Origin of the sequence: Chitinolyticbacter albus, from assembly GCF_024437655.1 — a bacterium.
Lineage (GTDB): Bacteria > Pseudomonadota > Gammaproteobacteria > Burkholderiales > Chitinibacteraceae > Chitinolyticbacter > Chitinolyticbacter albus.
In genome coordinates this window covers 97,766-120,832 of the sequence record NZ_JANBVF010000002.1, presented here as the reverse complement: position 1 = coordinate 120,832, position 23,067 = coordinate 97,766, and the positions used below count along the sequence as shown (strand labels likewise).

21 protein-coding genes and 2 tRNA genes are annotated in these 23,067 nt (G+C 61.2%); 15 read left to right on the top strand and 8 right to left on the bottom strand.

Annotation, left to right across the window (positions count from 1 at the left end; translation table 11 throughout):
* From nuoL to NLI84_RS02170, 15 genes are all read left to right on the top strand, one after another.
* Window positions 1-2,091 (top strand): NADH-quinone oxidoreductase subunit L, encoded by a 2,091-nt coding sequence (gene nuoL, locus NLI84_RS02240; RefSeq protein WP_255987882.1) that lies wholly within the window; start codon window positions 1-3, stop codon window positions 2,089-2,091.
* A 34-nt stretch (window positions 2,092-2,125) separates the two neighbouring features.
* Window positions 2,126-3,634: an NADH-quinone oxidoreductase subunit M gene (locus NLI84_RS02235; protein WP_255987880.1), complete on the top strand. Its 1,509-nt coding sequence runs from the start codon at window positions 2,126-2,128 to the stop codon at window positions 3,632-3,634.
* A 24-nt stretch (window positions 3,635-3,658) separates the two neighbouring features.
* Window positions 3,659-5,110, top strand: coding sequence for an NADH-quinone oxidoreductase subunit NuoN (gene nuoN / locus NLI84_RS02230; RefSeq protein WP_255987879.1), 1,452 nt, complete (start codon window positions 3,659-3,661; stop codon window positions 5,108-5,110).
* Window positions 5,110-5,409 (top strand): DUF2818 family protein, encoded by a 300-nt coding sequence (locus tag NLI84_RS02225; protein ID WP_255987878.1) that lies wholly within the window; start codon window positions 5,110-5,112, stop codon window positions 5,407-5,409. Before nuoN ends, NLI84_RS02225 begins: the two co-directional genes overlap by 1 nt.
* A gap of 62 nt (window positions 5,410-5,471) precedes the next feature.
* Window positions 5,472-5,548: transfer RNA gene (locus tag NLI84_RS02220), tRNA-Val, on the top strand.
* Between the two features lie 166 nt (window positions 5,549-5,714).
* On the top strand, window positions 5,715-7,619 hold the full coding sequence (gene thrS, locus NLI84_RS02215; protein ID WP_255987877.1) for a threonine--tRNA ligase: 1,905 nt from the start codon (window positions 5,715-5,717) through the stop codon (window positions 7,617-7,619).
* Window positions 7,620-7,652: 33 nt separating this feature from the next.
* Complete coding sequence (gene infC, locus NLI84_RS02210; RefSeq protein WP_284699776.1) at window positions 7,653-8,192, top strand: translation initiation factor IF-3; 540 nt, start codon at window positions 7,653-7,655, stop codon at window positions 8,190-8,192.
* A 149-nt stretch (window positions 8,193-8,341) separates the two neighbouring features.
* Window positions 8,342-8,539 carry a 50S ribosomal protein L35 gene (gene rpmI, locus NLI84_RS02205; protein WP_148716754.1) on the top strand — a complete coding sequence of 66 codons (198 nt, stop codon included), beginning with the start codon at window positions 8,342-8,344 and terminating at the stop codon, window positions 8,537-8,539.
* Between the two features lie 16 nt (window positions 8,540-8,555).
* Window positions 8,556-8,915: a 50S ribosomal protein L20 gene (gene rplT / locus NLI84_RS02200; protein WP_148716753.1), complete on the top strand. Its 360-nt coding sequence runs from the start codon at window positions 8,556-8,558 to the stop codon at window positions 8,913-8,915.
* A 121-nt stretch (window positions 8,916-9,036) separates the two neighbouring features.
* Complete coding sequence (gene pheS, locus NLI84_RS02195; RefSeq protein WP_255987873.1) at window positions 9,037-10,029, top strand: phenylalanine--tRNA ligase subunit alpha; 993 nt, start codon at window positions 9,037-9,039, stop codon at window positions 10,027-10,029.
* 60 nt (window positions 10,030-10,089) lie between these two features.
* On the top strand, window positions 10,090-12,444 hold the full coding sequence (gene pheT / locus NLI84_RS02190) for a phenylalanine--tRNA ligase subunit beta (protein ID WP_255987871.1): 2,355 nt from the start codon (window positions 10,090-10,092) through the stop codon (window positions 12,442-12,444).
* Between the two features lie 61 nt (window positions 12,445-12,505).
* Window positions 12,506-12,823 (top strand): integration host factor subunit alpha, encoded by a 318-nt coding sequence (locus NLI84_RS02185; protein ID WP_255987869.1) that lies wholly within the window; start codon window positions 12,506-12,508, stop codon window positions 12,821-12,823.
* On the top strand, window positions 12,789-13,145 hold the full coding sequence (locus NLI84_RS02180; protein ID WP_255987868.1) for a MerR family transcriptional regulator: 357 nt from the start codon (window positions 12,789-12,791) through the stop codon (window positions 13,143-13,145). Before NLI84_RS02185 ends, NLI84_RS02180 begins: the two co-directional genes overlap by 35 nt.
* 61 nt (window positions 13,146-13,206) lie before the next feature.
* Window positions 13,207-13,283 (top strand) — tRNA-Pro (locus tag NLI84_RS02175).
* A 451-nt stretch (window positions 13,284-13,734) separates the two neighbouring features.
* Window positions 13,735-14,241 carry a hypothetical protein gene (locus NLI84_RS02170; protein WP_255987867.1) on the top strand — a complete coding sequence of 169 codons (507 nt, stop codon included), beginning with the start codon at window positions 13,735-13,737 and terminating at the stop codon, window positions 14,239-14,241.
* A 519-nt stretch (window positions 14,242-14,760) separates the two neighbouring features.
* Here NLI84_RS02170 and cysE read toward each other — a convergent pair.
* The 8 genes from cysE to NLI84_RS02130 all read right to left on the bottom strand — a co-directional run bounded on the left by cysE (window position 14,761) and on the right by NLI84_RS02130 (window position 22,912).
* Complete coding sequence (gene cysE, locus NLI84_RS02165) at window positions 14,761-15,348, bottom strand: serine O-acetyltransferase (RefSeq protein ID WP_255987866.1); 588 nt, start codon at window positions 15,346-15,348, stop codon at window positions 14,761-14,763.
* Window positions 15,332-16,219: a DMT family transporter gene (locus NLI84_RS02160; protein WP_255987864.1), complete on the bottom strand. Its 888-nt coding sequence runs from the start codon at window positions 16,217-16,219 to the stop codon at window positions 15,332-15,334. Before NLI84_RS02160 ends, cysE begins: the two co-directional genes overlap by 17 nt.
* 1 nt (window position 16,220) lies before the next feature.
* A complete protein-coding gene (locus NLI84_RS02155) occupies window positions 16,221-16,913 on the bottom strand; it encodes an aspartate/glutamate racemase family protein (protein WP_255987863.1) in 693 nt (230 codons plus the stop codon).
* A 727-nt stretch (window positions 16,914-17,640) separates the two neighbouring features.
* Window positions 17,641-18,480 carry an S-formylglutathione hydrolase gene (gene fghA, locus NLI84_RS02150; protein ID WP_255987862.1) on the bottom strand — a complete coding sequence of 280 codons (840 nt, stop codon included), beginning with the start codon at window positions 18,478-18,480 and terminating at the stop codon, window positions 17,641-17,643.
* Window positions 18,481-18,613: 133 nt separating this feature from the next.
* Complete coding sequence (locus NLI84_RS02145) at window positions 18,614-19,723, bottom strand: S-(hydroxymethyl)glutathione dehydrogenase/class III alcohol dehydrogenase (RefSeq protein WP_255987861.1); 1,110 nt, start codon at window positions 19,721-19,723, stop codon at window positions 18,614-18,616.
* 199 nt (window positions 19,724-19,922) lie between these two features.
* Window positions 19,923-20,465 (bottom strand): glutathione peroxidase, encoded by a 543-nt coding sequence (locus NLI84_RS02140; protein WP_255987859.1) that lies wholly within the window; start codon window positions 20,463-20,465, stop codon window positions 19,923-19,925.
* A 102-nt stretch (window positions 20,466-20,567) separates the two neighbouring features.
* A complete protein-coding gene (locus NLI84_RS19100) occupies window positions 20,568-22,361 on the bottom strand; it encodes a M64 family metallopeptidase (protein WP_255987858.1) in 1,794 nt (597 codons plus the stop codon).
* The gene (locus NLI84_RS02130; RefSeq protein ID WP_255987857.1) at window positions 22,358-22,912 is read right to left on the bottom strand and encodes a hypothetical protein; all 555 of its coding nucleotides are present in this window, start codon (window positions 22,910-22,912) and stop codon (window positions 22,358-22,360) included. The genes NLI84_RS19100 and NLI84_RS02130 overlap by 4 nt, the downstream gene beginning before the upstream one ends.
* Window positions 22,913-23,067: the final 155 nt, after the last annotated feature.

The following is a 23,067-nucleotide window of genomic DNA, read 5'->3' as shown; positions in this document are numbered from 1 at the left end:
ATGGACATGAAAACAATTTACCTGCTGATTCCGCTTGCGCCCTTGTTCGGTGCCCTCGTCGCTGGCCTGTTTGGCTGGGCGATCGGTCGCCGCGCCGCGCATTGCGTCACCATTGGTGGCGTCGCGGTGTCGTTCGCGCTGTCGGCCTATGTGCTCAACCACATGCTGTCGGGTGGCGAGGCCTACAACGGCACCGTCTACACGTGGCTGTCGATCAACGGCGTCGACTTCAACGTCGGCTTCCTCGTCGATACGCTGACCGCGATGATGATGTGTGTGGTCACCTTCGTGTCGCTGATGGTGCATATCTACACCATCGGCTACATGCACGAGGATCCGGGCTACCAACGCTTCTTCAGCTACATCTCGCTGTTCACCTTCTCCATGCTGATGCTGGTGATGGCGAACAACTTCGTTCAGCTGTTCTTCGGCTGGGAAGCGGTGGGCCTCGTGTCCTACCTCTTGATCGGCTTCTGGTTCAAGCGCCCGACCGCGACCTTTGCCAACCTCAAGGCCTTCCTGGTGAACCGCGTCGGCGACTTCGGTTTCCTGTTGGGCATTGGCCTCGTGCTGGCCTACTTCGGCAGCCTCGACTACGCCGAAGTGTTCGCCAAGGCGCCGGAGCTGAAGGACACCACCATCACGCTGATGACCGGCCACACCTGGTCGCTGATGGCCGTGACCTGCATCCTGCTGTTCGTCGGTGCCATGGGCAAGTCGGCGCAGTTCCCGCTGCACGTGTGGCTGCCCGATTCGATGGAAGGCCCGACCCCGATCTCGGCACTGATCCACGCCGCTACGATGGTCACCGCCGGTATCTTCATGGTGGCGCGCATGTCGCCCATGTTCGAGCTGTCTGAGACGGCGCTGAACTTCGTGCTGGTAATTGGCGCGATCACCGCGCTGTTCATGGGTTTTCTCGGCATCATCCAGAACGACATCAAGCGCGTGGTCGCCTACTCGACGCTGTCGCAGCTGGGCTACATGACGGTGGCGCTGGGCGCATCGGCGTACTCGGTGGCCGTGTTCCACCTGATGACGCACGCCTTCTTCAAGGCGCTGCTGTTCCTGGCCGCGGGTTCGGTGATCATGGGCATGCACCATGACCAGGACATCCGCAATATGGGCGGCCTGCGCAAGTACATGAAGATCACCTGGATCACCTCGCTGATTGGTTCGCTGGCGCTGATCGGCACACCGTTCCTGTCGGGTTTCTATTCCAAGGATTCGATCATCCTGGCGGTCGAAGCGTCGACGCTGCCGGGTGCGGGCTTCGCGCAGTTCGCCGTGCTGGCCGGTGTATTCGTCACCGCGTTCTACTCCTTCCGCATGTACTTCCTGGTGTTCCACGGTAAGGAGCGCTGGATGGAACAGGGCCACCACCACGCCCACGACGCGGATGCGCACGACGAGGACGAGCATCACCACGGCCTGGGGCCAAACGACAAGCCGCACGAAAGCCCGTGGGTGGTGACGCTGCCGCTGGTGCTGCTGGCCATCCCGTCGCTGGTGATCGGTTACCTCGCGATCGGCCCGATGCTGGCAGGCGACTTCTTCAAGAACGTGATCTTCGTGAACCACGACCTGCATCCGGCGATGGAAGCGGTGATCCATCACGCGCACGACGCGTTCCACATGGGCCTGCACGCCTTCGCCACGCTGCCGTTCTGGCTGGCCGCCGCCGGCGTCGCTGCTGCGTTCGTGTTCTACATGGTCAAGCCCGCGCTGCCCGCCGCTATCGATCGCGTGTTCAGCAAGATCGGCGTACGCAAGCTGCTCGAACAGAAGTACTACATGGATCACCTCTACATCAACGGTTTCGCCGCAGCCGGTCGTGGCCTCGGTACCGTGCTGTGGAAGGTGGGCGACGCGATCCTGATCGATGGCCTGCTCGTCAACGGTTCGGCCAAGGTCGTGGGTTTTGTCGCCAGCATCGTGCGTCGCCTGCAGACCGGATACATCTATCACTACGCCTTTGCCATGATCATCGGCGGTCTGGTGTTCATCACCGTGTGGCTGGGTGTGATCCTGGGCTGGTTTGGTCCGGAAGCACGCGAATGGATCGGCAACCTTCTGTATTCGCGCGCCTGAACGCCGAATTGAATCGATAACAAGCAGGTAGATTATGACGGGACATCTTCTGAGCTACGCGATCTGGGTGCCGATTCTGGCCGGCCTGATCGTGCTCGCCACCGGCGGCGACAAGAACGCGGGCTTGCAGCGCTGGCTGGCGCTCATCGGCGCGCTGGCCGGTTTCCTGGTGACGATTCCGCTGTACACCGGGTTCGACGCACATAGCGCCGGCATGCAGTTCGAGGAACTGCGGCCGTGGATCGAAACCTACAACATCAACTACCACCTCGGTGTCGATGGCCTGTCGGTGTGGTTCGTCATCCTCAATGCCTTCACCACGTTGATGGTGGTATTGGCCGGCTGGCGAGTGATCGAGCAGCGCGTGGCGCAGTACATGGCGGCCTTCCTCATCATGTCGGGCCTGATCAATGGCGCCTTTGCCGCGCTCGACGCCATCCTGTTCTACGTGTTCTTCGAGGCGATGCTGATCCCGATGTATCTGGTGATCGGTATCTGGGGTGGTCCGCGTCGCGTCTATGCGTCGATCAAGTTCTTCCTCTACACGCTGCTGGGTTCGCTGCTCACGCTGGTGGCCTTCATCTACCTGCACTACCAGACCGGTGGCAGCTTCGAGATCCAGGAATTCCATCGTGTGCAGCTCACCATGACTGCCCAGGTGCTGTTGCTGGTGGCCTTCTTCTTCGCCTTCGCGGTGAAGGTGCCAATGTGGCCGGTGCATACCTGGTTGCCCGACGCCCACGTCGAAGCGCCGACCGGCGGCTCGATGGTGCTGGCCGCGATCACGCTCAAACTCGGCGCCTACGGTTTCCTGCGGTTCGCGCTGCCGATTGCGCCCGATGCCTCGCGTGAATACGCCTGGGTGTTCGTGCTCTTGTCGCTGGTTGCCGTGGTCTACATCGGTTTCGTCGCGCTGGTGCAGACCGACATGAAGAAGCTGGTGGCCTATTCGTCGATCTCGCACATGGGCTTCGTCACGCTGGGCTTCTTCATGTTCGCAAATGGCACGCATCTGAACAGCTATGCCGTTGAAGGCGCCATTGTGCAGATGATTTCGCACGGCTTTGTCTCCGCCGCGATGTTCTTCTCGATCGGTGTGATGTACGACCGCGTGCACAGCCGCAAGATCGCCGACTATGGTGGCGTCGCCAACAAGATGCCGATTTTCGCCAGCTTCTTCATGCTGTTCGCCATGGCCAATTCGGGCCTGCCGGGCACCTCGGGCTTCGTCGGCGAGTTCTTCGTCGTACTGGGCGCGATGCAGGTGAACTTCTGGTATGCCGTCGCTGCTGCCACCACGCTGATCTTCGGTGCGGCCTACACGCTATGGATGTACAAGCGGGTGATCTTCGGTGACGTGGGCAATCAGCACGTGGCCGAGCTGACCGACGTGAACAAGCGCGAATTCCTGGTGCTGGCCATCCTTGCGATCGCCGTGCTGGGCATGGGTCTGTATCCCAAGCCGTTCACCGACCTGATGCACTTCTCGGTGAATGATCTGATCTGGCACGTCTCCCAGGTCAAGCTCGATGTCCCGCAATAACGAATCGAAACAAGGGTTTAGCGAATGACCTGGACCAGTCTCAATGCAGGCATCGCACTGCCGGAAATCTTCCTGCTGTGCGCCACCTGTGCCCTCCTGCTGATCGACCTGTTCGTCAGCGATGCCCGCCGCGGCGTCACCCATGCCCTGGCGCTTGTGACGCTGGCGATCACCGGCGTGCTGTTGTGGTGCGGCTACTCGCCAGCGCCGGAGCTCGCCTTCAGCGCAATGTTCGTTGCCGATCCGATCGCCACCCTTGCCAAGGGCGGCATGGTGCTCGGCGTAGCGCTGGTGCTGATCTACGGGCGCAGCTATGCGGCCGATCGTGGCATCTACAAGGGCGAGCTCTACTCGCTGACGCTGTTCTCGCTATCCGGCATGATGGTGATGGCCTCGGCCGTCAATCTGCTCACGCTGTATGTCGGCCTGGAACTGCTGTCGCTGTCGTTGTACGCGCTTGTCGCGCTGCAGCGCGATTCGGTGAACGCGACCGAATCGGCGATGAAATACTTCGTTCTTGGCGCGCTGGCTTCGGGCATGCTGCTGTACGGCATGTCGATGATCTACGGCGCCACCGGTTCGCTCAACGTGTACGAGATTGGCCACCGGCTGCTGGTAGGTGAGGGCAACCGCCTGCTCGCCGTGTTCGGCCTGGTGTTCATCGTCACCGGTATCGCGTTCAAGCTCGGTGCCGTGCCGTTCCACATGTGGGTGCCCGACGTGTACCACGGTGCGCCGACGGTGATCACCCAGCTGATCGGCTCCGCGCCCAAGCTTGCTGCCTTCGCCTTCATCATCCGCCTGTTGGCGCAGGCGCTCGAAGGCTTCGCGCCGGACTGGCGCGGCATGCTGATCGTGCTGGCCGTGCTGTCGCTGGCCATCGGCAACCTGTCCGCCATTGCCCAGAGCAATATCAAGCGGATGTTCGCGTATTCGACCATCTCGCACATGGGCTTTTTGCTGCTGGGCATCCTGGTGGCGAACCCGGTCGGCTATTCGGCATCGTTCTTCTATGCGTTCACGTATGTGCTGACCGCGGCCGCCGGTTTCGGCCTGGTGATGCTGCTGGCGCGCAACGGCTTCGAGGCCGACCAGCTCGACGACTACAAGGGCCTGGCGCGCAAGCACCCGTGGTTCGGTTTCATGATGCTGATGGTGATGTTCTCGATGGCGGGCATCCCGGTCTTCGTCGGCTTCTTCGCCAAGCTTGCCGTACTCAAGGCCGTGGTCAACCTCGGTATGGTGTGGCTGGCGGTGTTCGCGGTGATGATGTCGCTGATCGGCGCGTTCTACTACCTGCGCGTGGTCAAGCTGATGTACTTCGATGAGCCGGTCAATGACATCACCTTGTCGGGCGGCCTGGGCGCCAAGATCGTACTGTCGCTCAATTGTCTGGCACTGCTGGTGATGGGCCTGTTCCCGAATTATCTGCTGTCCATGCTCAACGACGCCGTCGTGTTCTCGCTGCCGCTCTGATGGTCGAACTGGTGCTGCTCTATGGGTTGGCGGCTCTTGCCGCCAACCTGCCATTCTTCAGCGAGCGCATCCTGTTCGTTCTTGCGCCCGGTTCCGGGCGCAAGTCGTTTGCATGGCGCGCGCTGGAACTCGTCTTGCTCTATGGTTCGGTCGGCGCGTTGGGCTTGCTGCTGGAATCGCGGCTGTCGCCGATACACGCGCAGAACTGGCCGTTCTATGCCACGACGCTGTGCCTGTTCCTGGTCGCGGCCTTCCCCGGCTTCGTTTGGCGTTACTTCTGGCGCCGGCCCGGCTTGTGAAAATATTTGCCGGTGGGCCTTGTCAGTGCCGGTGAACAAGGCTATTATTCGCGCTCTTCGACAGGCACGTAGCTCAGCTGGTTAGAGCACCACCTTGACATGGTGGGGGTCGTTGGTTCGAGTCCAATCGTGCCTACCAACGAATACAGGGAATCAGACATGTTTCGAACTCGCACCACTACCCCTCGATAACCGGGTAGCCGTGCGCTGGCAGAAACCAGTTTGATTTCAGAAAAGTGCGGCGCTAGCCGCACTTTTTTTTTGCCCTTCAGGGCTGCAACCTCAACGCGAGACAGGTGGACGAGATGCCCACGATTACGCTTCCCGATGGTTCCCAACGTCAATTTGACGCGCCCGTCACCGTGGCTGGCGTTGCTGCCAGTATCGGCGCGGGCCTGGCGCGTGCCGCGCTGGCCGGCAAGGTTGACGGCGTGCTGGTCGATACCAGTTACCTGATCGAGCGTGACGTGCGGCTCGCCATCGTGACCGACAAGGATGCGGAAGGCCTGGACGTGATCCGCCATTCCACGGCCCACCTGTTGGCCTACGCGGTCAAGTCGCTGTTTCCCAGCGCCCAGGTCACGATCGGCCCGGTGATCGAGGACGGCTTCTTCTACGACTTCAGCTACGAGCGCCCCTTCACGCCGGAGGATCTCGAGGCGATCGAGAAAAAGATGGCCGAGCTCGCCAAGCAGGACATCCCGGTCGAGCGCTACGAGTTGCCGCGCGACGAGGCGATTGCCTACTTCAAGGGCATCGGCGAGGCCTACAAGGCTGAGATCATCGAAGCTATCCCGCAAGGCGAGGTGCTGAGCCTGTATCGCGAGGGCGATTTCACCGACTTGTGCCGCGGGCCGCACGTGCCGTCCACGGGCAAGCTCAAGGTGTTCAAGCTGATGAAGGTCGCCGGCGCCTACTGGCGTGGCGACAGCCGCAACGAGATGCTGACGCGTGTCTACGGCACGGCCTGGACCAAGAAGGAAGACCTCGACGCCTATCTGCACCGGCTGGAAGAGGCGGAAAAGCGCGATCACCGCAAAATCGGCAAGGCGCTCGATCTCTTTCATATGCAGGAAGAGGCGCCGGGCATGGTGTTCTGGCATCCCAAAGGCTGGAGCCTGTGGCAATCGGTCGAACAATACCTGCGCCGCCGCCTCGCCAAGGCCGGCTACCAGGAAGTGCGCACGCCGATGATGATGGACCGCTCGCTGTGGGAGAAGTCGGGCCACTGGGAGAATTACCAGGAAAACATGTTCATCACCGAATCGGAAAAGCGCACCTACGCGGTGAAGCCGATGAACTGTCCGGGCCATATCCAGATTTTCAGCAACCACTTGCGCTCGTATCGCGACCTGCCGCTGCGCCTGGCCGAGTTCGGCGGTTGTCACCGCAATGAGCCGTCCGGCGCGCTACACGGCCTGATGCGCGTGCGCGGCTTCACTCAGGACGACGCGCATATCTTCTGCATGGAAAGTCAGTTGATCGAGGAGGCCAAGACCTTCCACGCGCTGGCGATGAGCGTGTACGAGGATTTCGGCTTTGCTGGCATCGCAATCAAGCTGGCATTGCGCCCAGACAAACGCGCCGGGAACGACGAGGGCTGGGACAAGGCCGAGCACGGCCTGCGCGAAGCACTGCGCGCCTGTGGCGTCGAATGGGAAGAGCTGCCGGGCGAGGGTGCCTTTTACGGTCCCAAGATCGAATACCACATCAAGGATGCGATCGGTCGCTCCTGGCAATGCGGCACGCTGCAGCTCGATTTCGTGCTGCCCGAGCGCTTCGGCCCGGAATACGTGGCCGAGGACAACTCGCGCCAGCGGCCAGTGATGCTGCACCGGGCCATCGTCGGCTCGATGGAGCGCTTCCTCGGCATCCTGATCGAGAACTTCGCCGGCGCCTTCCCGGCGTGGCTCGCGCCGACCCAGGTCATGGTGATGAATATCTCCGAAGCGCAGCGTGAATATGCCGCCGATGTGGCCGCGCAACTGCGCGCCGCGGGCCTGCGCGCCGAGGCCGACTTGAGGAATGAGAAAATAACCTATAAAATCCGCGAACATAGCTTGCAACGCCTTCCTTTCCAGCTGGTTGTCGGCGACAAGGAAAAGGCGGCGGGCTTGGTGGCCGTGCGTAGCCGTAGTGGCGAAGACCTCGGGCAGATGTCGGTGCAGGCGCTGATTGAGCGCGTTGCAGCTGAAACCCCCCAGGGCTGAGTCACAACCCGAGGCGCACGGTTTTTCTTTTGTCTGAATTGGAGAACGGCGATAGCTGCTCAGGATAAAGAACCGCGGATCAATGGTGAAATCACCGCGCGCGAAGTTCGTCTGCAAGGGCTGGAAGGTGATCAGCTCGGTATCGTGAGCCTGGCGCAAGCCATGGCGATGGCTGAAGAAGCCGAAGTGGATCTGGTGGAAATCGCGCCGATGGCGCAGCCCCCGGTCTGCCGCATCATGGACTACGGCAAGTTCAAGTACGAGAAGTCCAAGCGCGAACATGCCGCCAAGCTCAAGCAGAAGCAGATCCAGATCAAGGAAGTGAAGCTGCGCCCGGGTACGGACGAGAACGATTACCAGGTGAAGCTGCGCAATCTGATCCGCTTCCTGGAAGACGGCGACAAGTGCAAGGTGACGCTGCGGTTCCGGGGCCGGGAAATGGCCCATCAGGAAATCGGTCTGGCCCAGCTGAAGCGAGTCGAAGCGGATCTGACTGAACTGGCCGCCGTCGAGCAGTTTCCCAAGCTGGAAGGCCGCCAGATGATCATGATGCTGGCGCCCAAGAAGAAGTAAACGGCTGAAGAAGTAAGCAGCAGGTTCAACGGGCTGGCGACAGCGCCCGTCAAGGTTGAAAGACCGGTTGTCGCAACAAAAGCGTGGTGCCAGGCATCAAGTCCCTCAGGGGCGCCTGTCGCCAAATCTAACGTCCTAGGAGCATTTCCATGCCCAAGATGAAAACCAAGAGTGGCGCCAAGAAGCGCTTCAAGGTTCAGGGTAGCGGTGGCATCAAGCGCGCTCACGCGTTCAAGCGCCACATCCTGACCAAGAAAACCACCAAGAACAAGCGCCAGCTGCGCGGTACTTCGCAGATCGACGCGACCAATATGGGTCACGTGCGCGCAATGTTGCCCTACGCGTAACCAAAGGAGATAGAACATGCCTCGCGTTAAACGTGGTGTAACGGCACGCGCCCGTCACAAGAAAATCCTGAATCTGGCGAAGGGCTATCGCGGCCGTCGCAAGAACGTATACCGGATCGCCAAGCAAGCGGTGATGAAGGCCGGTCAATACGCCTACCGTGACCGTCGTCAAAGGAAGCGTCAGTTCCGCACGCTGTGGATTGCGCGTATCAACGCCGCCTCGCGTGAACTGGGTCTGGCGTACAGCCGCTTCATGAACGGTCTGAAGAAGGCCGGCATCGAAGTGGACCGCAAGGTCCTGGCCGACCTCGCCGTGTTCGACAAGCCGGCTTTTGCCAAGTTTGTTGAACAAGCCAAGGCGAGCCTCGCTGCCTGATCGGCAAGTGGTTTAAAAGGGAGGCGATAGCCTCCCTTTTTTATTGATCGCAATGCACCAGGCCCGATTGCCCAGCGCGCACCCGGCGCACGCTGCGCAATCGTTTCTGAAGAGAGACCTCATGGCTGCCCACGTACAACACATCCTCGACGAAGGCCTCGCCGCGCTGGCTGCGACGAACGATCCAGTCGAGCTGGAAAACTCCAAGGCGCGTTACATCGGCAAGGAAGGTGCGATCACCGCGTTGCTGCGCCAGCTGGCGACGCTACCGCCGGAGGAAAAGAAGACCTTCGGTGCCACCGTCAACCAGGCCAAGCAGGCATTTGAAGCGGCGCTTGCCGCCCGGCGCGAGGAGCTGGCCGCCGAGAAGCTGGCGCGCCAGCTCGCCGCCGAAGCGCTCGACGTGACGCTGCCAGGCCGCGGTCGCGCCGCCGGTGGCCTGCATCCGGTGACGCTGGTGCAGCAACGGATCGAGGCGTTGTTCCGCTCGATTGGTTTCGAAGTCGCCGATGGTCCGGAAATCGAAACCGATTTCCATAATTTCGAAGCGCTCAATATCCCCAAGGATCACCCGGCGCGGGCGATGCAGGATACCTTCTATGTCGAAGGCGGCGAAGTGCTGCGTACGCACACCAGTCCGATCCAGGTGCGCTACATGCTGAACAACCAGCCGCCGATCAAGATCGTCGCGCCGGGCCGCGTGTACCGTGTCGATTCAGATGCCACCCACTCGCCGATGTTCCACCAGATGGAAGGGCTGTGGGTTGACGAAGGCGTGTCGTTCGCCGATCTGAAGAGTGTGATCGTCGACTTCCTGCGCAACTTCTTCGAAGACGACACGCTGCAAGTGCGTTTCCGCCCCTCGTTCTTCCCGTTCACCGAACCTTCGGCCGAGATCGACGTGATGGGCAAGCGCGGCTGGTTGGAAGTGGGGGGCTGCGGCATGGTCCACCCCAATGTGCTGCGCAACGTGAACATCGATCCGGAAAAGTACACCGGCTTCGCCTTCGGCATCGGCCTCGATCGTTTCGCCATGCTGTATTACGGCGTGAACGATCTGCGTCTTTTCTTCGAGAACGATCTGTCCTTCCTCGGCCAGTTCAAACAAGCCTAATGCCATGAGCGGCCGGCGTGTGCCGGCCGCTGTGCGACGACATCGAGCGGAATCCTCAATATGAAATTCTCCGAACAATGGCTGCGCAGCTGGGTGAACCCGGCCCTGAGCGCCGACGAACTCTCGCACCTGCTGACGATGGCGGGGCTGGAAGTGGAAGAGCAGGAGGCCGCAGCGCCGGCCTTCGACAACGTGTTCGTCGCCGAAGTGCTGTCGACCAGCAAGCATCCGGATGCCGACCGCCTCAATATCTGCAGCGTGAACGTCGGCGAAGCCGAGCCGCTGCAGATTGTCTGCGGCGCGCCCAATGTCGCTCCCGGCCTCAAGGTGCCGTGCGCGCGCATCGGTGCCAGCCTGCCGGGCGACTTCCAGATCAAGCGCGCCAAGGTGCGCGGTGTCGAATCGTTCGGCATGCTGTGCTCGGGCGACGAGCTTGGCATTCCCGATGGTGTCGACGGCCTGCTCGTGCTGCCGGCCGATGCACCGGTCGGCGCGCCGCTGCGCGACTATCTGCAGCTCGACGACCAGCTGCTGACGCTCAAGCTCACCCCCAATCGCACTGACTGCCTGTCGATCAAGGGCATTGCCCGTGAAGTCGCCGCGCTGACCGGCGCCACGCAGACCCCGGTCGTGATCGCCCCGGTGGCACCGCGTTGCGACGACGTGCGCAGTGTAACGCTGGGCGCGCCTGCCGCCTGCCCGCGCTACGCCGGCCGCGTGGTGAAGAACGTGAATCAGGCCGCGGCCACCCCAGACTGGATGAAGCAGCGCCTGGCGCGCTCGGGCATCCGGGCTATCTCGGCCATCGTCGACATCACCAACTACGTGCTGCTGGAACTCGGCCAGCCCATGCACGCGTTTGATCTTGCCAAGCTCGAAGGCGACATCACCGCGCGGCTGGCGCAGCCGGGCGAGAAGCTCACGCTGCTCAACGACAAGGAGCTGACGCTGGACGCCGACATGCTGGTGATCGCGGACGACAAGAAGCCCGTGGCACTCGCCGGCATCATGGGTGGCGCCGACACCGGCGTGACCGAAGCCACGCGCGACATCTTTCTGGAATCTGCTTTCTTCGCGCCGGCCGTGATCGCCGGCAAGGCGCGGCGCCTGGGCTTCTCGTCCGATTCGTCGCACCGCTTCGAGCGCGGTGTCGATTTTGGCAACTGTCGCGAAGCGCTCGAGCGCGCGACGCAATTGGTGTTGGAGCTGTGCGGCGGCGAGGCGGGCCCTATCGTCGAGAGCATCGCCGAGTTGCCAGCGCGCAATCCGGTGGCGCTGCGCGTTTCACGCGTCGCCCGTGTGCTGGGCGTGACGTTACCCGCCGCCGACATTATTGCCATCCTGCAACGCCTTGGCCTTGGTACCGAGCTGGCCGGTGATGTCATCACCGTAACCCCGCCGTCCTATCGCTTCGATATCGAGATCGAGGAAGACCTGATCGAAGAGATCGCGCGCGTCTACGGCTACGACAATGTGCCGGTGGCCGCATCGAACGCCAAGCTCGCCATGCTGCCGCAGCCGGGCGACGCCCGTGGCAAGACCGCGCTCAAGAACATTTTGGTGGCGCGCGATTACCAGGAGGCGATCAACTACGCCTTCGTAGAGGAAAAGTGGGAAGCCGATTTCGCCGGCAACGTGAGCCCGGTGAAGCTGATCAATCCGATCGCCAGCCAGATGAGCGTGATGCGCTCGACCCTGATCGGTGGCCTGGTGGCCGCACTCAAGCACAACCTGAATCGCAAGCATGATCGCGTGCGCCTGTTCGAACTCGCGCGCGTGTTCAAGAGCCGCGATGCGGCCGACCAGCCCGAGCTGATCGCCGGCCTCGCCTGGGGTACGCGGGAGGCCGAGCAGTGGGGCGAGGGCAAGGAGCGCGTCGACTTTTACGACGTGAAGGCCGATGTGGAGGCGCTGCTCGCGCCGCGCGTCGCCGAGTTCAGTCGTGCCAGCCACCCGGCATTGCATCCGGGCCGCAGCGCCGAAGTGGTGCTGGAAGGCCGCGCGATCGGTGTGATCGGCGAGTTGCATCCGCAGTGGGTGCAGGCCTATGAGCTCGTCAGCGCGCCGGTGCTGTTCGAACTCGCGGTGGCCGGGCTCGTTGCCGTGGCCAAGGTCGAGGCCAAGCCGGTCTCGAAGTTCCAGGGCGTGCGCCGCGATCTGGCGCTGATCGTCGACGATGTTGTCGAGGTTGGCAGCCTGCTGACCACGCTGAAATCCGCTGCAGCTGGCTTTGTGACTGAGATCGCGCTATTTGACGTCTACCGTGGCAAGGGTGTGGTAGAGGGAAAAAAGAGCCTTGCTTTCAAGGTGTTAATGCAAGATACTCACAAAACTCTGACCGATGAAGAAGTCGATGCCGCAGTGGCGAAGCTCGTTCGCCAAGCGGAGGCTGCAGGCGCGACATTGAGAGTTTGAGACCCTTATGAATTTCCCGTTTCGTCCTTCTATGCCCTCGAGCAGTACCGAAAATACAACAATGACGCTCACCAAGGCGGATCTTGCCGATCTACTGTTCGACAAGGTGGGTTTGAACAAGCGCGAAGCGAAGGACATGGTCGAAGCCTTCTTCGAGGAAATCCGTACCGCCCTGGCTCAGGGCGATTCGGTGAAGCTTTCCGGCTTTGGCAATTTCCAGCTGCGCGACAAGCCACAGCGCCCAGGGCGCAATCCCAAGACCGGCGAGGAAATTCCGATTTCTGCGCGTCGCGTTGTCACTTTTCATGCGAGTCAGAAGCTGAAGGGACTGGTGGAAGTCCACTATGCAAAACAGCAGCAACGTCGTTCCGACCAGTGAACTGCCATCGATTCCTGCCAAGCGTTACTTCACCATCGGTGAGGTAAGCGAGCTGTGCGGCGTGAAGCCGCACGTGCTGCGCTACTGGGAGCAGGAATTCACGCAACTGAAGCCGGTGAAGCGCCGTGGCAACCGGCGCTACTACCAGCACCACGAGGTGCTGCTGGTGCGGCGCATCCGCTCGCTGTTGTATGAGCAGGGCTTCACCATCAGCGGTGCGCGCAACCAGCTGGCCCACCCCGGTGAGGAAATGCCCGAGGTCGATGTGATCGGCGAAGTGCGCGGCGAATTACAGGCATTGCTGGCTTGGCTGGAAGACTGAAATATCCGCCACACAAGCCGCTAGGCAAGCCGATCGGGCTTCGTTATAATCGCGTCTCTCTCGGAATGTAGCGCAGCCTGGTAGCGCACTTGCATGGGGTGCAAGGGGTCGCGAGTTCGAATCCCGCCATTCCGACCAGACAAAACAAGGGGTTAGCGCAAGCTAGCCCCTTGTTGTTTTTTGGCCTCTGTTGGTACGGGCTCAGACTCAGCTCGACTCCCTCCTTCTCTGCCGCTCCGGCAGCACCAGCCGCACCTCGCTTAGCGGGATCCCCACCGCTTCAATCGCCCCCGATCATGCAGACTTCTGTGCGCGCCGATACCGATCTGTAGCCGCAAGCCGTGCTCGTCGCACCTGGCCTGCGCAGGATTTCCTTCCTCAAAGTGGAGCCGCGACATACCGCCTTGGGCACTTGCGTGTGCGGGTGCCACCGTGGGGGCCGCGTGCGTCCTGCATGGCTTTGCGGCATGCGCCTACAGGCATGAAAAATGGCGCGGCGTAGGCTGAGGTCAAGTCCGGTGACAACCTGGCTAACTTCACCAACCGGCGCGCGGCAACAGCGGCGTGCCATGCGAAAGGAGATTCCCAAATGGCACACGAGGACGACAACAAGCATGCAAATCGCGACCCGATCACCGATGAGCCCGGCGCTCACCCGGCGACGACGGGCCTGGGTGCGGCGGTGGGCGGCATTGCCGGCATTGCCACTGCGGCTTCCGCTGCCGCCGGCGGCGGTGTGGTGCTGGGCCCCGTCGGTGCGGTGGTGGGCGCCGCGGTCGGCGCAGTGGCGGGTGGCCTGATCGGCTCGGAAGTAGGCGAGGCGGTGAACCCGACCGAAGAGGATGAATACTGGCGCAGCAACTATGACAAGGAGCCGTATGTGGAGGTCGGTAGTGCTTATGATCGCTACGCTGCCGCGTATCGCACCGGCTATTTGGGCCGCAGTCGTATTTCCGACCACAGCTTCGATGCTGCCGAGGGCGATTTGCGCGCCGACTACTATGCCCATCGTGGTGATTCGGATTTGGAATGGGACGACGTCCGTGAAGCCGCTCGCGCTTCATGGGCGCGGATCGACCAGCGCTCCAGCAGCTGAAGCGCTGCTTGTACCTGGTTTGTAGGCTGGGCGGCGGCCCGATGGGTGCTATCGGTGTCCCACCGATCCGACGCACCTGTCGCTGGCCCAGGAAACCGGAATGTAGCGGCCAGGATGTCGCCCGAGTGTGATGCGAGCGTTGGTTTCACGCCATTGGTCCCTGGCCGTGTTGTTCTTCTGGGCGGGGGGCTGGGGCTAGGCGGTATAGTGCTTATGCCGCCCCGGCCGATTGCAAACTGCCCTGGTAGCCAGCCCGCCCTTGTGGCGGGCTGTTCATGGGGGAGGTCGTTCGCGTAGGGCCCTCGACTTGGCCCCGGGCTCCAAGGTTCCACACTTCGAGTCGCTAACAAAAGCAGCGCAATGGTGCTGGCAAGGCGCGCGAAACGCCCTGAAAGGCGGAGAGCCGGACTCCCTTCGGTCGCCCTGAAAGGCGGTGAATCGGACTCCCTTCGGTCGCAGGCTGTACGAGGTATACGACCGGCGAGCGCAACGCCGCCAGCAGGATTTTGTTAGCGGCACTTACTCGACCAGGGCGGGTACGCCATTCGAGGCATTGTGAAATACCGGGGCATATTCGTCGTTTACCAGCCTTGCCGGAATGCCTACTACCGTCGCACCAGCAGCGATGTCCTCAAGCACGACCGAATTTGCACCGATTTTCACATTGTCGCCTATCGTGATGTTGCCGAGGATTTTTGCCCCGGCACCGATGATGACGTTGGCGCCAACTTGGGGGTGCCGCTTGCCCCGAGTCAGATTGGCACTCCCCAATGTCACGCCGTGAAAAATGATGCACGAATCGCCAATCTCTGCCGTTTCTCCGATCACCACACCCATGCCATGATCGATGAATACCCTGTTGCCTATCCGTGCTGCGGGATGAATATCCACACCGGTCATCCAGCGCGCGATGGAAGAACATATTCTTGCCAGGAATTTTATGTCCTGCTGCCAAAGCATTCGTGCAATTCTGTGCCAGGTGATCGCTTGAAAACCGGGGTAGCAGAAAAAAATCTCAACGATCGACCTTGCAGCAGGATCTATCGAGAGAATATGTGTTGCATCTGAATAAGTCAGTCTTAGGAAGGTTCTAAATGTTCTGAGCATTTTTCTTTGCCCCTAAGCCGGAAAGCAAGGCACTTGCAAAAATCAACCCCAACCCCAGTATATGGGCCGACTTGAACTTTTCATCGAGAAATGCAACTGCCAGGATGCATGTGCTGGCAGGCATCAATGCGGTCAGGGATGCCGCAGTCGAGATAGGCAGTTTTCTGGAGCCATAATTCATCAGCAATACGCCAAGCGCAGAAATTCCGATGCCGCTGTAAAGCATGAGTACCCACGATGTCATGCTGATTTCAGACCAGTTGAGATTGTGTGCGGAAATCAGCGCCAAAGGCAGGAACATCAAGGCCCCGATTCCGGCCATCAGCGCCGACATGATCAGCGGGTTGATCTGGTTGCGGGTAAATTTTCCAGCTGTGATGAATACCGCCTCGCCCAACATGGCGAGAAAGACCAGCCCATCTCCACGCAGCGAACTCCCACTATTGTTCGTTGCATTAGCCAGATTCAAGCTGACCGCCCCTGCAAACGCAATCAGGCCCGCCACGATAGCAGTTCCGCCTACTTTCTCTTTCTTGGCAAAAATGGCCAGCAGCATCATGGCCACCGGGGTCATGCCCATGATGATCCCGCTGTTTATTGCGCTTGTGCTTTTTATTCCGTTCAGCGAAAAAATGCTGAACAGAAATACCCCAAAAAACACCTGGAGGACGATGATTTTCAAATCACCTGTGTCTATTTTGAAGGAGGCGCCAGTGTAGAAGATCGACACAAGAAAAAGAAGAATCGCCCCTGTGGCAAGCCTGATTTCCGACGCGACAAAAACAGGTACATCGATCACGATCAATTTGTTTGCCACAAAGAAACTGCCAATGATGAACATACCCACAATGAATGCAAGATATCTTTTCATGTCAATGACCCAGTGCCACCCTGATGGCAGCTAGGCAGTGAAGATGAACGGAATCAAGAACGGCAATGCTGTATTCGTGTTGCTTGACCAGCATAGGCAACTCCGTGCAGCCCAGGATAACGCCATCCGCCCCCTCGCGCGTCATTTTATTTATGCACTGATGTACGAATGATTTTGACGCTTCATTGATGTTGCCAAACATCAATTCTTCGAAAATTATCCTATCTATTTCCTGGGCATCTTCTTTGCCCGGCTTGATGCATTCAATTTGCGCAGCCTTCAATCTTTCGTCATACAGCGTGCTTTCCAGGGTAGACCAGGTTCCAAGCAACCCAAGTTTTTTCAACTTCAGCGCCACGGCTTTTTCGGAAACAGAATCCGTGATATGCAAAAGGCTGGCCTTGGATTTTTCGCTCAAATATGGCCAGACTTGATGTGCCGTGTTGCAGCAAATCAGTGCATGACTGCAATTGGATGCATGAATGGTGCTGATGCTGTCTTCAATCAGGCTGGCCAGCTCTTCATGCCTTTTGTTCTTGATCAATGGATAAGCCTGGCCAAAATCAATCGATGACAAAATGATGTTTGCGGTGTGATGCCCACCTTTTTTCTCATTCATTATTTTATTGATCGTTGCGTAATAAATTGCGGTGGACTCCCAGCCCATCCCGCCAATTAGGCCGATTTTTTTCACTTGTTTCCTTTGCAAGGTGCAACAAATTACAAAGACGATTTTGCGTCGTGCACGAGATCGCGGTGTGTATCATTGAGCCAGCTGAAAACATCGTTCCAGGTATGCGACGTAATCAAGCATGCACGGGGGCTGGATGGAGAAAATATTACTTAATAAAAAGTTTTACGTAAGTTACGTTGCTGTTTAAAATTCACCAACACTTACTATGTTACGGAATGTATGTAAGCATTATCCACGTCCGCCTGCGTGTTCCCGCCATGACTCGGGAAGATGGCACAGACGAAATACGGATCAGAACAACACGCCCAAGGTTGCTGCAGGAAGCCGTCAGCGAGGCAGAGTCGCTGTCGGCGACACGCTGCGGTGGTGTCACATGAGGCGGAAGGAATGGCCTTGCGGCCCGTTGTGCTACAGCAACCGGCATCAAGCACCCAGCTATGCCGGGTGCTCAACCGTTTGGGCGGGTGATGCAACGCTCTTCCTGAGCTTGCTGCCGGGAAAGCCAGACCCCTCACAGCCCATTTGTGCCGCCGGCTTTTGGCGGGGTGCTATCGACTGAGTTCTTCACCAACGACGCTGTATCTGGCGAGGCGGGCACTGCAACGTGACCAGGGTTTCCGTCTGCAGTACTGGAAAGGTGGGCGGGAATGGCGGATTGGCCTAAATCCGTCCGATTCGACGCAACTGTCCCATTGGGGTCTGTGTTTCAAGGCTGACGGTGACTTGTTCAGGGATTCCCCAGGTGTAACGCGCTGGCATGATGGGCAATATGCTCGCCGATGAAGCTGCCAATGAAGTAGTAGCTGTGGTCGTAGCCCGGATGCTGGCGCAGCGTGAGGGGGTGGTTGGCAGTCTGGCAGGCGGCAGCCAGCAGTTCGGGCTTGAGCTGGGTATCGAAAAACTCGTCCGCTTCCCCTTGATCGATCAGCAATGGCAGTCGCTCCTTGGCGTCCCGGATCAACGCGACGGCATCGTAGGCGGCCCAGGCCGCTTGATCGGTGCCCAGATAGGCGGTGAACGCTTTCCGGCCCCACGGCACCTGACTCGGCGCAACGATGGGTGAGAACGCGGAGACGCTGCGATAGCGCCCCGGGTTGCGCAGCGCGAGGGTCAAGGCGCCATGTCCGCCCATCGAGTGGCCACTGATGCTCCGCGCGGTGGTCACCGGAAAGTGCGCTTCGATCAGTGCGGGCAGCTCGTGCACCACGTAGTCGTGCATCCGGTAGTGCGTGGCCCACGGCGCTTGTGTGGCATTGACGTAGAAGCCCGCGCCCTGGCCCAGGTCATAGCCTGGATCGTTGGGCACGTTCTCGCCGCGCGGGCTGGTGTCTGGCGCGACGAGGGCGATACCGCGTTCGGCGGCATAGCGCTGGGCACCGGCCTTGGTGATGAAGTTCTGCTCGGTGCAGGTGAGGCCAGAGAGCCAATACAGCACCGGCACGGGGTCGGTCTCGGCTTGCGGCGGCAGGTAGATGGCGAAGCGGGCAGGGTTGCCAAGTTCGTTGGAGTCGTGTTGCCACACTTCCTGGTTGCCGCCAAAGCAGAGGTGCTGTTCCAGTCGTTGCATGCTGTTTCCTCGGGCAAGAGCCGTTAATAAAACCCAGTGAAATGGTGCTGGCAAGGCGCGCGAAACCAGGCAGTACGAGGTGTACGACCAGTGAGCGCAACGCCGCCAGCAGGGTTTTGCTAACGGCTCTAAATCAGAAATGGATCACGGTGCGGATGGACTTGCCTTCATGCATCAGCTCGAACGCCTCGTTGATGCGCTCCAGCGGCAGCGTGTGCGTGATAAAGGGGTCGAGCTGGATCTCGCCGCGCATGGCCTGCTCGACCATGCCCGGCAACTGCGTGCGGCCGCGCACGCCGCCGAAGGCACTGCCGCGCCAGACCCGGCCGGTCACCAGCTGGAACGGCCGGGTGCGGATCTCCTGGCCGGCACCGGCGACGCCGATGATCACGCTCTCGCCCCAGCCCTTGTGGCAGCACTCCAACGCCGCGCGCATCACGTCGACATTGCCGATGCATTCAAAGCTGAAATCCACGCCGCCGTCGGTGAGGCCGACGATCACGTCCTGGATCGGCTTATCGTGCTCCTTGGGATTGACGCAGTCTGTGGCGCCCATTTGCCGCGCCAGCTCGAACTTGCCCGGATTGGTGTCGATGCCGATGATGCGCCCGGCCTTGGCTTGCACCGCGCCCTGGATCACCGCAAGGCCAATGCCGCCGAGACCGAACACGGCGACGGTATCGCCCGCCTGGACCTTGGCGGTGTTGTGCACGGCGCCGATGCCGGTGGTGACGCCACAGCCGAGCAGGCACACCTTTTCCAGTGGCGCCTCTGGGTTGACCACGGCTAGCGAGATTTCCGGCACCACTGTGTACTCGCTGAAGGTGCTGGTGCCCATGTAGTGGTAGACCGGCTGGCCGTTGTAGGAAAAGCGCGTGGTGCCATCCGGCATCAGTCCCTTGCCTTGCGTCGCGCGCACCGCCTGGCACAGATTGGTCTTGCCAGATTTGCAGAACTTGCATTCGCGGCATTCGGCGGTGTAGAGCGGAATCACATGGTCGCCGGGCTTTACACTGCTCACGCCTACGCCGACCTCGATCACGATGCCGCCGCCCTCGTGGCCGAGCACCGCTGGGAAGATGCCTTCGGGATCGTCGCCAGACAGCGTGAACGCATCGGTATGGCAGACGCCGGTATGGGTGATTTTCACCAGCACCTCGCCCTGCTTCGGTGGCGCCACGTCGAGCTCGACGATTTCCAGCGGTTTACCCGGGCCGAAGGCGACGGCTGCACGTGATTTCATGGTGATAACTCCTAAGCGTTGGGGCGGTGATCGTGGGTGGGGCTGCCGTGCGGCGCATCGGCAATGTCTTGCAGGCGTGCCTGCAGCGCAGGGCTGGTCGAGCAATGCGTCAGCCAGTCGCGCGTGCTCACAGGCGTTGGCGCTGGCGGATGCCCAGGCTTGCGGTGGTGCCGATCTGTGGCGGCGTCGTGGTCATCGATCAGCGTGGCTTCAGCCAGGCTTCAATCTGGTCGACGATGCGGGCGTCGTCCGGGGCGACCCTGGAGTTGAACGCGGTCACCGTCTTGCCGTCGGGCGCGATCAGGTATTTGTAGAAGTTCCACTTGGGAGATGTATCGCTGGCGGCAGTCAGGCGCTGGAACAGTGGGTTGGCGCTGCTGCCGGTGACGCTCGACGCTTCCATCATCGGGAACTGCACCATATAGGTGAGCTTGCAGAAATCGCCGATTTCCTTGTTGGTGGCAAGCTCCTGCTTGAAATCGTTGGACGGGAAGCCGATCACCAAGAGGCCCCGATCCTTGTACTTGCGATACAGCGCTTCCAGCTTCTCGAACTGCGGGGTGAAGCCGCACTTGCTGGCGGTGTTCACCACCAGGATGGGTTTGCCGGCGTGTTGGCACAGATCGAACGGTTCGCCCTGCAGCGTCTTGAAGCGGGCATCGAGCAGCGGCGGGCAGGCGGCGCCGGCTCCGGCAGCCATAACCAGCAGCAGCGTGGCCAGCAAGTGGCGTGACAGTTTCATGGGAGGGCTCCGGTCGTGGCGTTGGCGTCATCATCATGGCAGCGATGGTGGCCAAGAAAAAGCCCTCCGCGAGGGAGGGCTTTTCTACATGGCGTGCTCAACTCAGTTGCACGCGCCGATGTCCTGCCACACGCCCCACTGGCCGGACTGGCCGGGGTTGTCGCCCTGCGTCCACCACTTGTTCTGGTAGTTGCGCCCGTTTAGGGTCACCTTGGTGCCGGCAGTGGCATACACGGTGCCGGCATTCCAGGCCGGGTTGCAGGCTGACGGCGCCGGAGTGACGACAGGGGGCGTGACTGGAGAGCGCGTCGGGGTAACGGGTGCCGGCGTGGCCGGAATCGGCGTCGCTGGTCTCGGCGTCGGCGTGGCGGGAACGGGTATCGGCGCGTTGCTGCTGCAAGCGCCGACGTCCTTCCACAGTGTGTTGGTGGCGGCCGGGTTCCAGTTGGCGCCGACGTGCGCGGTGTGCGTGACCAGCGCCTGGTAGTTGCGGCCGTTGTAGGTGACGAAGCTGCCGACGGCATAGCTGCGGCCTTCCGCCCAGGCGGTGTAGCAGCTGCTGGGCACGGGCGTCGGGGTCACCGGTACCGGGGTGGCCGGCCGAGGCGTGAGCGTCGGCGTCGGTACCTGGGTCGGTACGGCGGTGGGCCGGGGCGTCGGCGTGGGGACCGCCGTCGGCTTCGGTGTCGGTGACGGAACCACGGTGGGTTTGGGCGTCGGCGTGGGGACAGCAGTCGGCTTGGGTGTTGGCGTCGGCACCAGGGTCGGTCTGGGCGTGGGTGCCGGCGTCGGCGCGCTGACCTGCACGGTCCAGCTGACGCTGTCATTGAGCAGGTTATTGCTGTCCTTGCGTACCCAGCTGGTGCGGTCGATCACCCTGGCCTGCACGGTGGCGTTGCCGGACAGCGGCAGCAGGCTGCCCTGGAATATCGTCCCGGTTTCGGCGCTCCTGGCGCCGTTCACCCACCATTCGATGGCGAGCGCGTGGCTACTCGGTTGCATAGTCGTGACCGACAACGTGCCCGGCCCGCGCCAGCTGACGGTGCCGGCGGCAGGGCTGAACGCTTCGATCGGCGAGATGCGGTCGTACATCGCCAACACGAACTGCTCGGCATTGACCGGGCCCAGCGGCTTGCCATTGCTGCGCATGCGGCTGTCCAGCGTGGGCCGCCACCAGCCGGTGGGGTTGTACGCGGCGCCTTCGAACGCGCCGATGATGCTGGCGTAGGTGCTGGTCTCCGGCGTGGCGATGGGGGTGCTGGCCTCCACCCAATGTGCCCAGCGCAGGCTGGTGCGCGGCAGGATGGTCTGGGTGGCGTTGGGTGCTTCGCGCGGCGTGGTGCCGGCGTATTCGTATTCGTCGGCCAGCTTGGCGAAGCTGTGTCCCACCTCGTGCGCGACGATATCGGGCGAGCTGCGGTTGGCCACGGCGATGCTACCGCCGCTGCCGCCGTACTTGCTGCTGTTCATGATGACAACAACGATGTCGGCTTCCGGCAGATACTGGTTCTTGGCGCTGTTCACCTTGCTGGTGCTGCAGGTGCCGAGCCGTTCCAGATTGCTGGTCCAGTAGGTGCAGTCAAAGGCGGTGTCCTTCAGCGTGCTGCCGTCTTCCTTGTCGGCGCCGGCCTGGTTGGAGGCGATGAACAGCCCGTAGGTATTGAAGTAGCGCGCGTAGCTGCTACCCCAAGGGCCATCGAGCAACGCGTTGTGGAAGGTGGCGACATCGGTTTTGAACTGGGCCTGCTGGCTGGCGAGGTAACCGTCGCCGACGAACAGGATGTTCACGCGCTTGTCGCGCCCACCATTGACCTTGTGCTCGAACAACTGGGCCATGGCCGGTTGCGCCAGCGCGCCGGCGAGCAACAGCGGCAGGAGTTGTGGACGCAGCTTCATTGCGCGCGCCCTCCCTGTACCTTGATCTCGCCCTGCACTGCATCGTGCACGCCGCTGGCGCTCGATGCCGCGCTGGCATCCATCACGCTGTCGACATTGGCGGTGGCGCTGCGCGCACTGGCCTGCGGCGCCGGCTTGCGCTCGATGATGCGCACGGTCACGTCGCTGGCGGAGACGGGAATCTGCAGGTCGAAATAGCCGGTATCACGCTTCGATTCGACGTATTCGTTGGCGTCGCCCGGCTTGGCGTGATCGGAAAACTCACCGCGTACCAGCCGCGGGTTCTCGATGGCGATCTCGCGCTCTACGCTGCCGTCGCTACGGACGATCTGCGCCAGCCAGCCTTGGCCCGCGCGTTTCACGCGGCCCTGTTTGCGCTCGCGCGCTTCGCTGCGCGACGGCTTGTAGTCGATATCGCGTACTTCCTGGCTGACGATGTGTACGCCCAGGTCGTCCAGCGCCAGTTGCAGCAGTAGCACCGGCTCGGCCGAGGCCGGGGCGGACAGCCCCAGCACGGCGGCGATGCATGCCCCGGTCAGATAATGTTTCACGGCCTCTCCTCGCTGTTCTTGTCGATCTGCCTGTTCCGGGCGCGGGTTGCGCAAACCGGGCAAGGTCAGCGGATGCTAATGGGATGGCGTGCGCCAACCAAGGGCGACCGTCCCCGACGAGCTGCGCTTCCGATGAAGCCCCCGCTTTGCCGGGA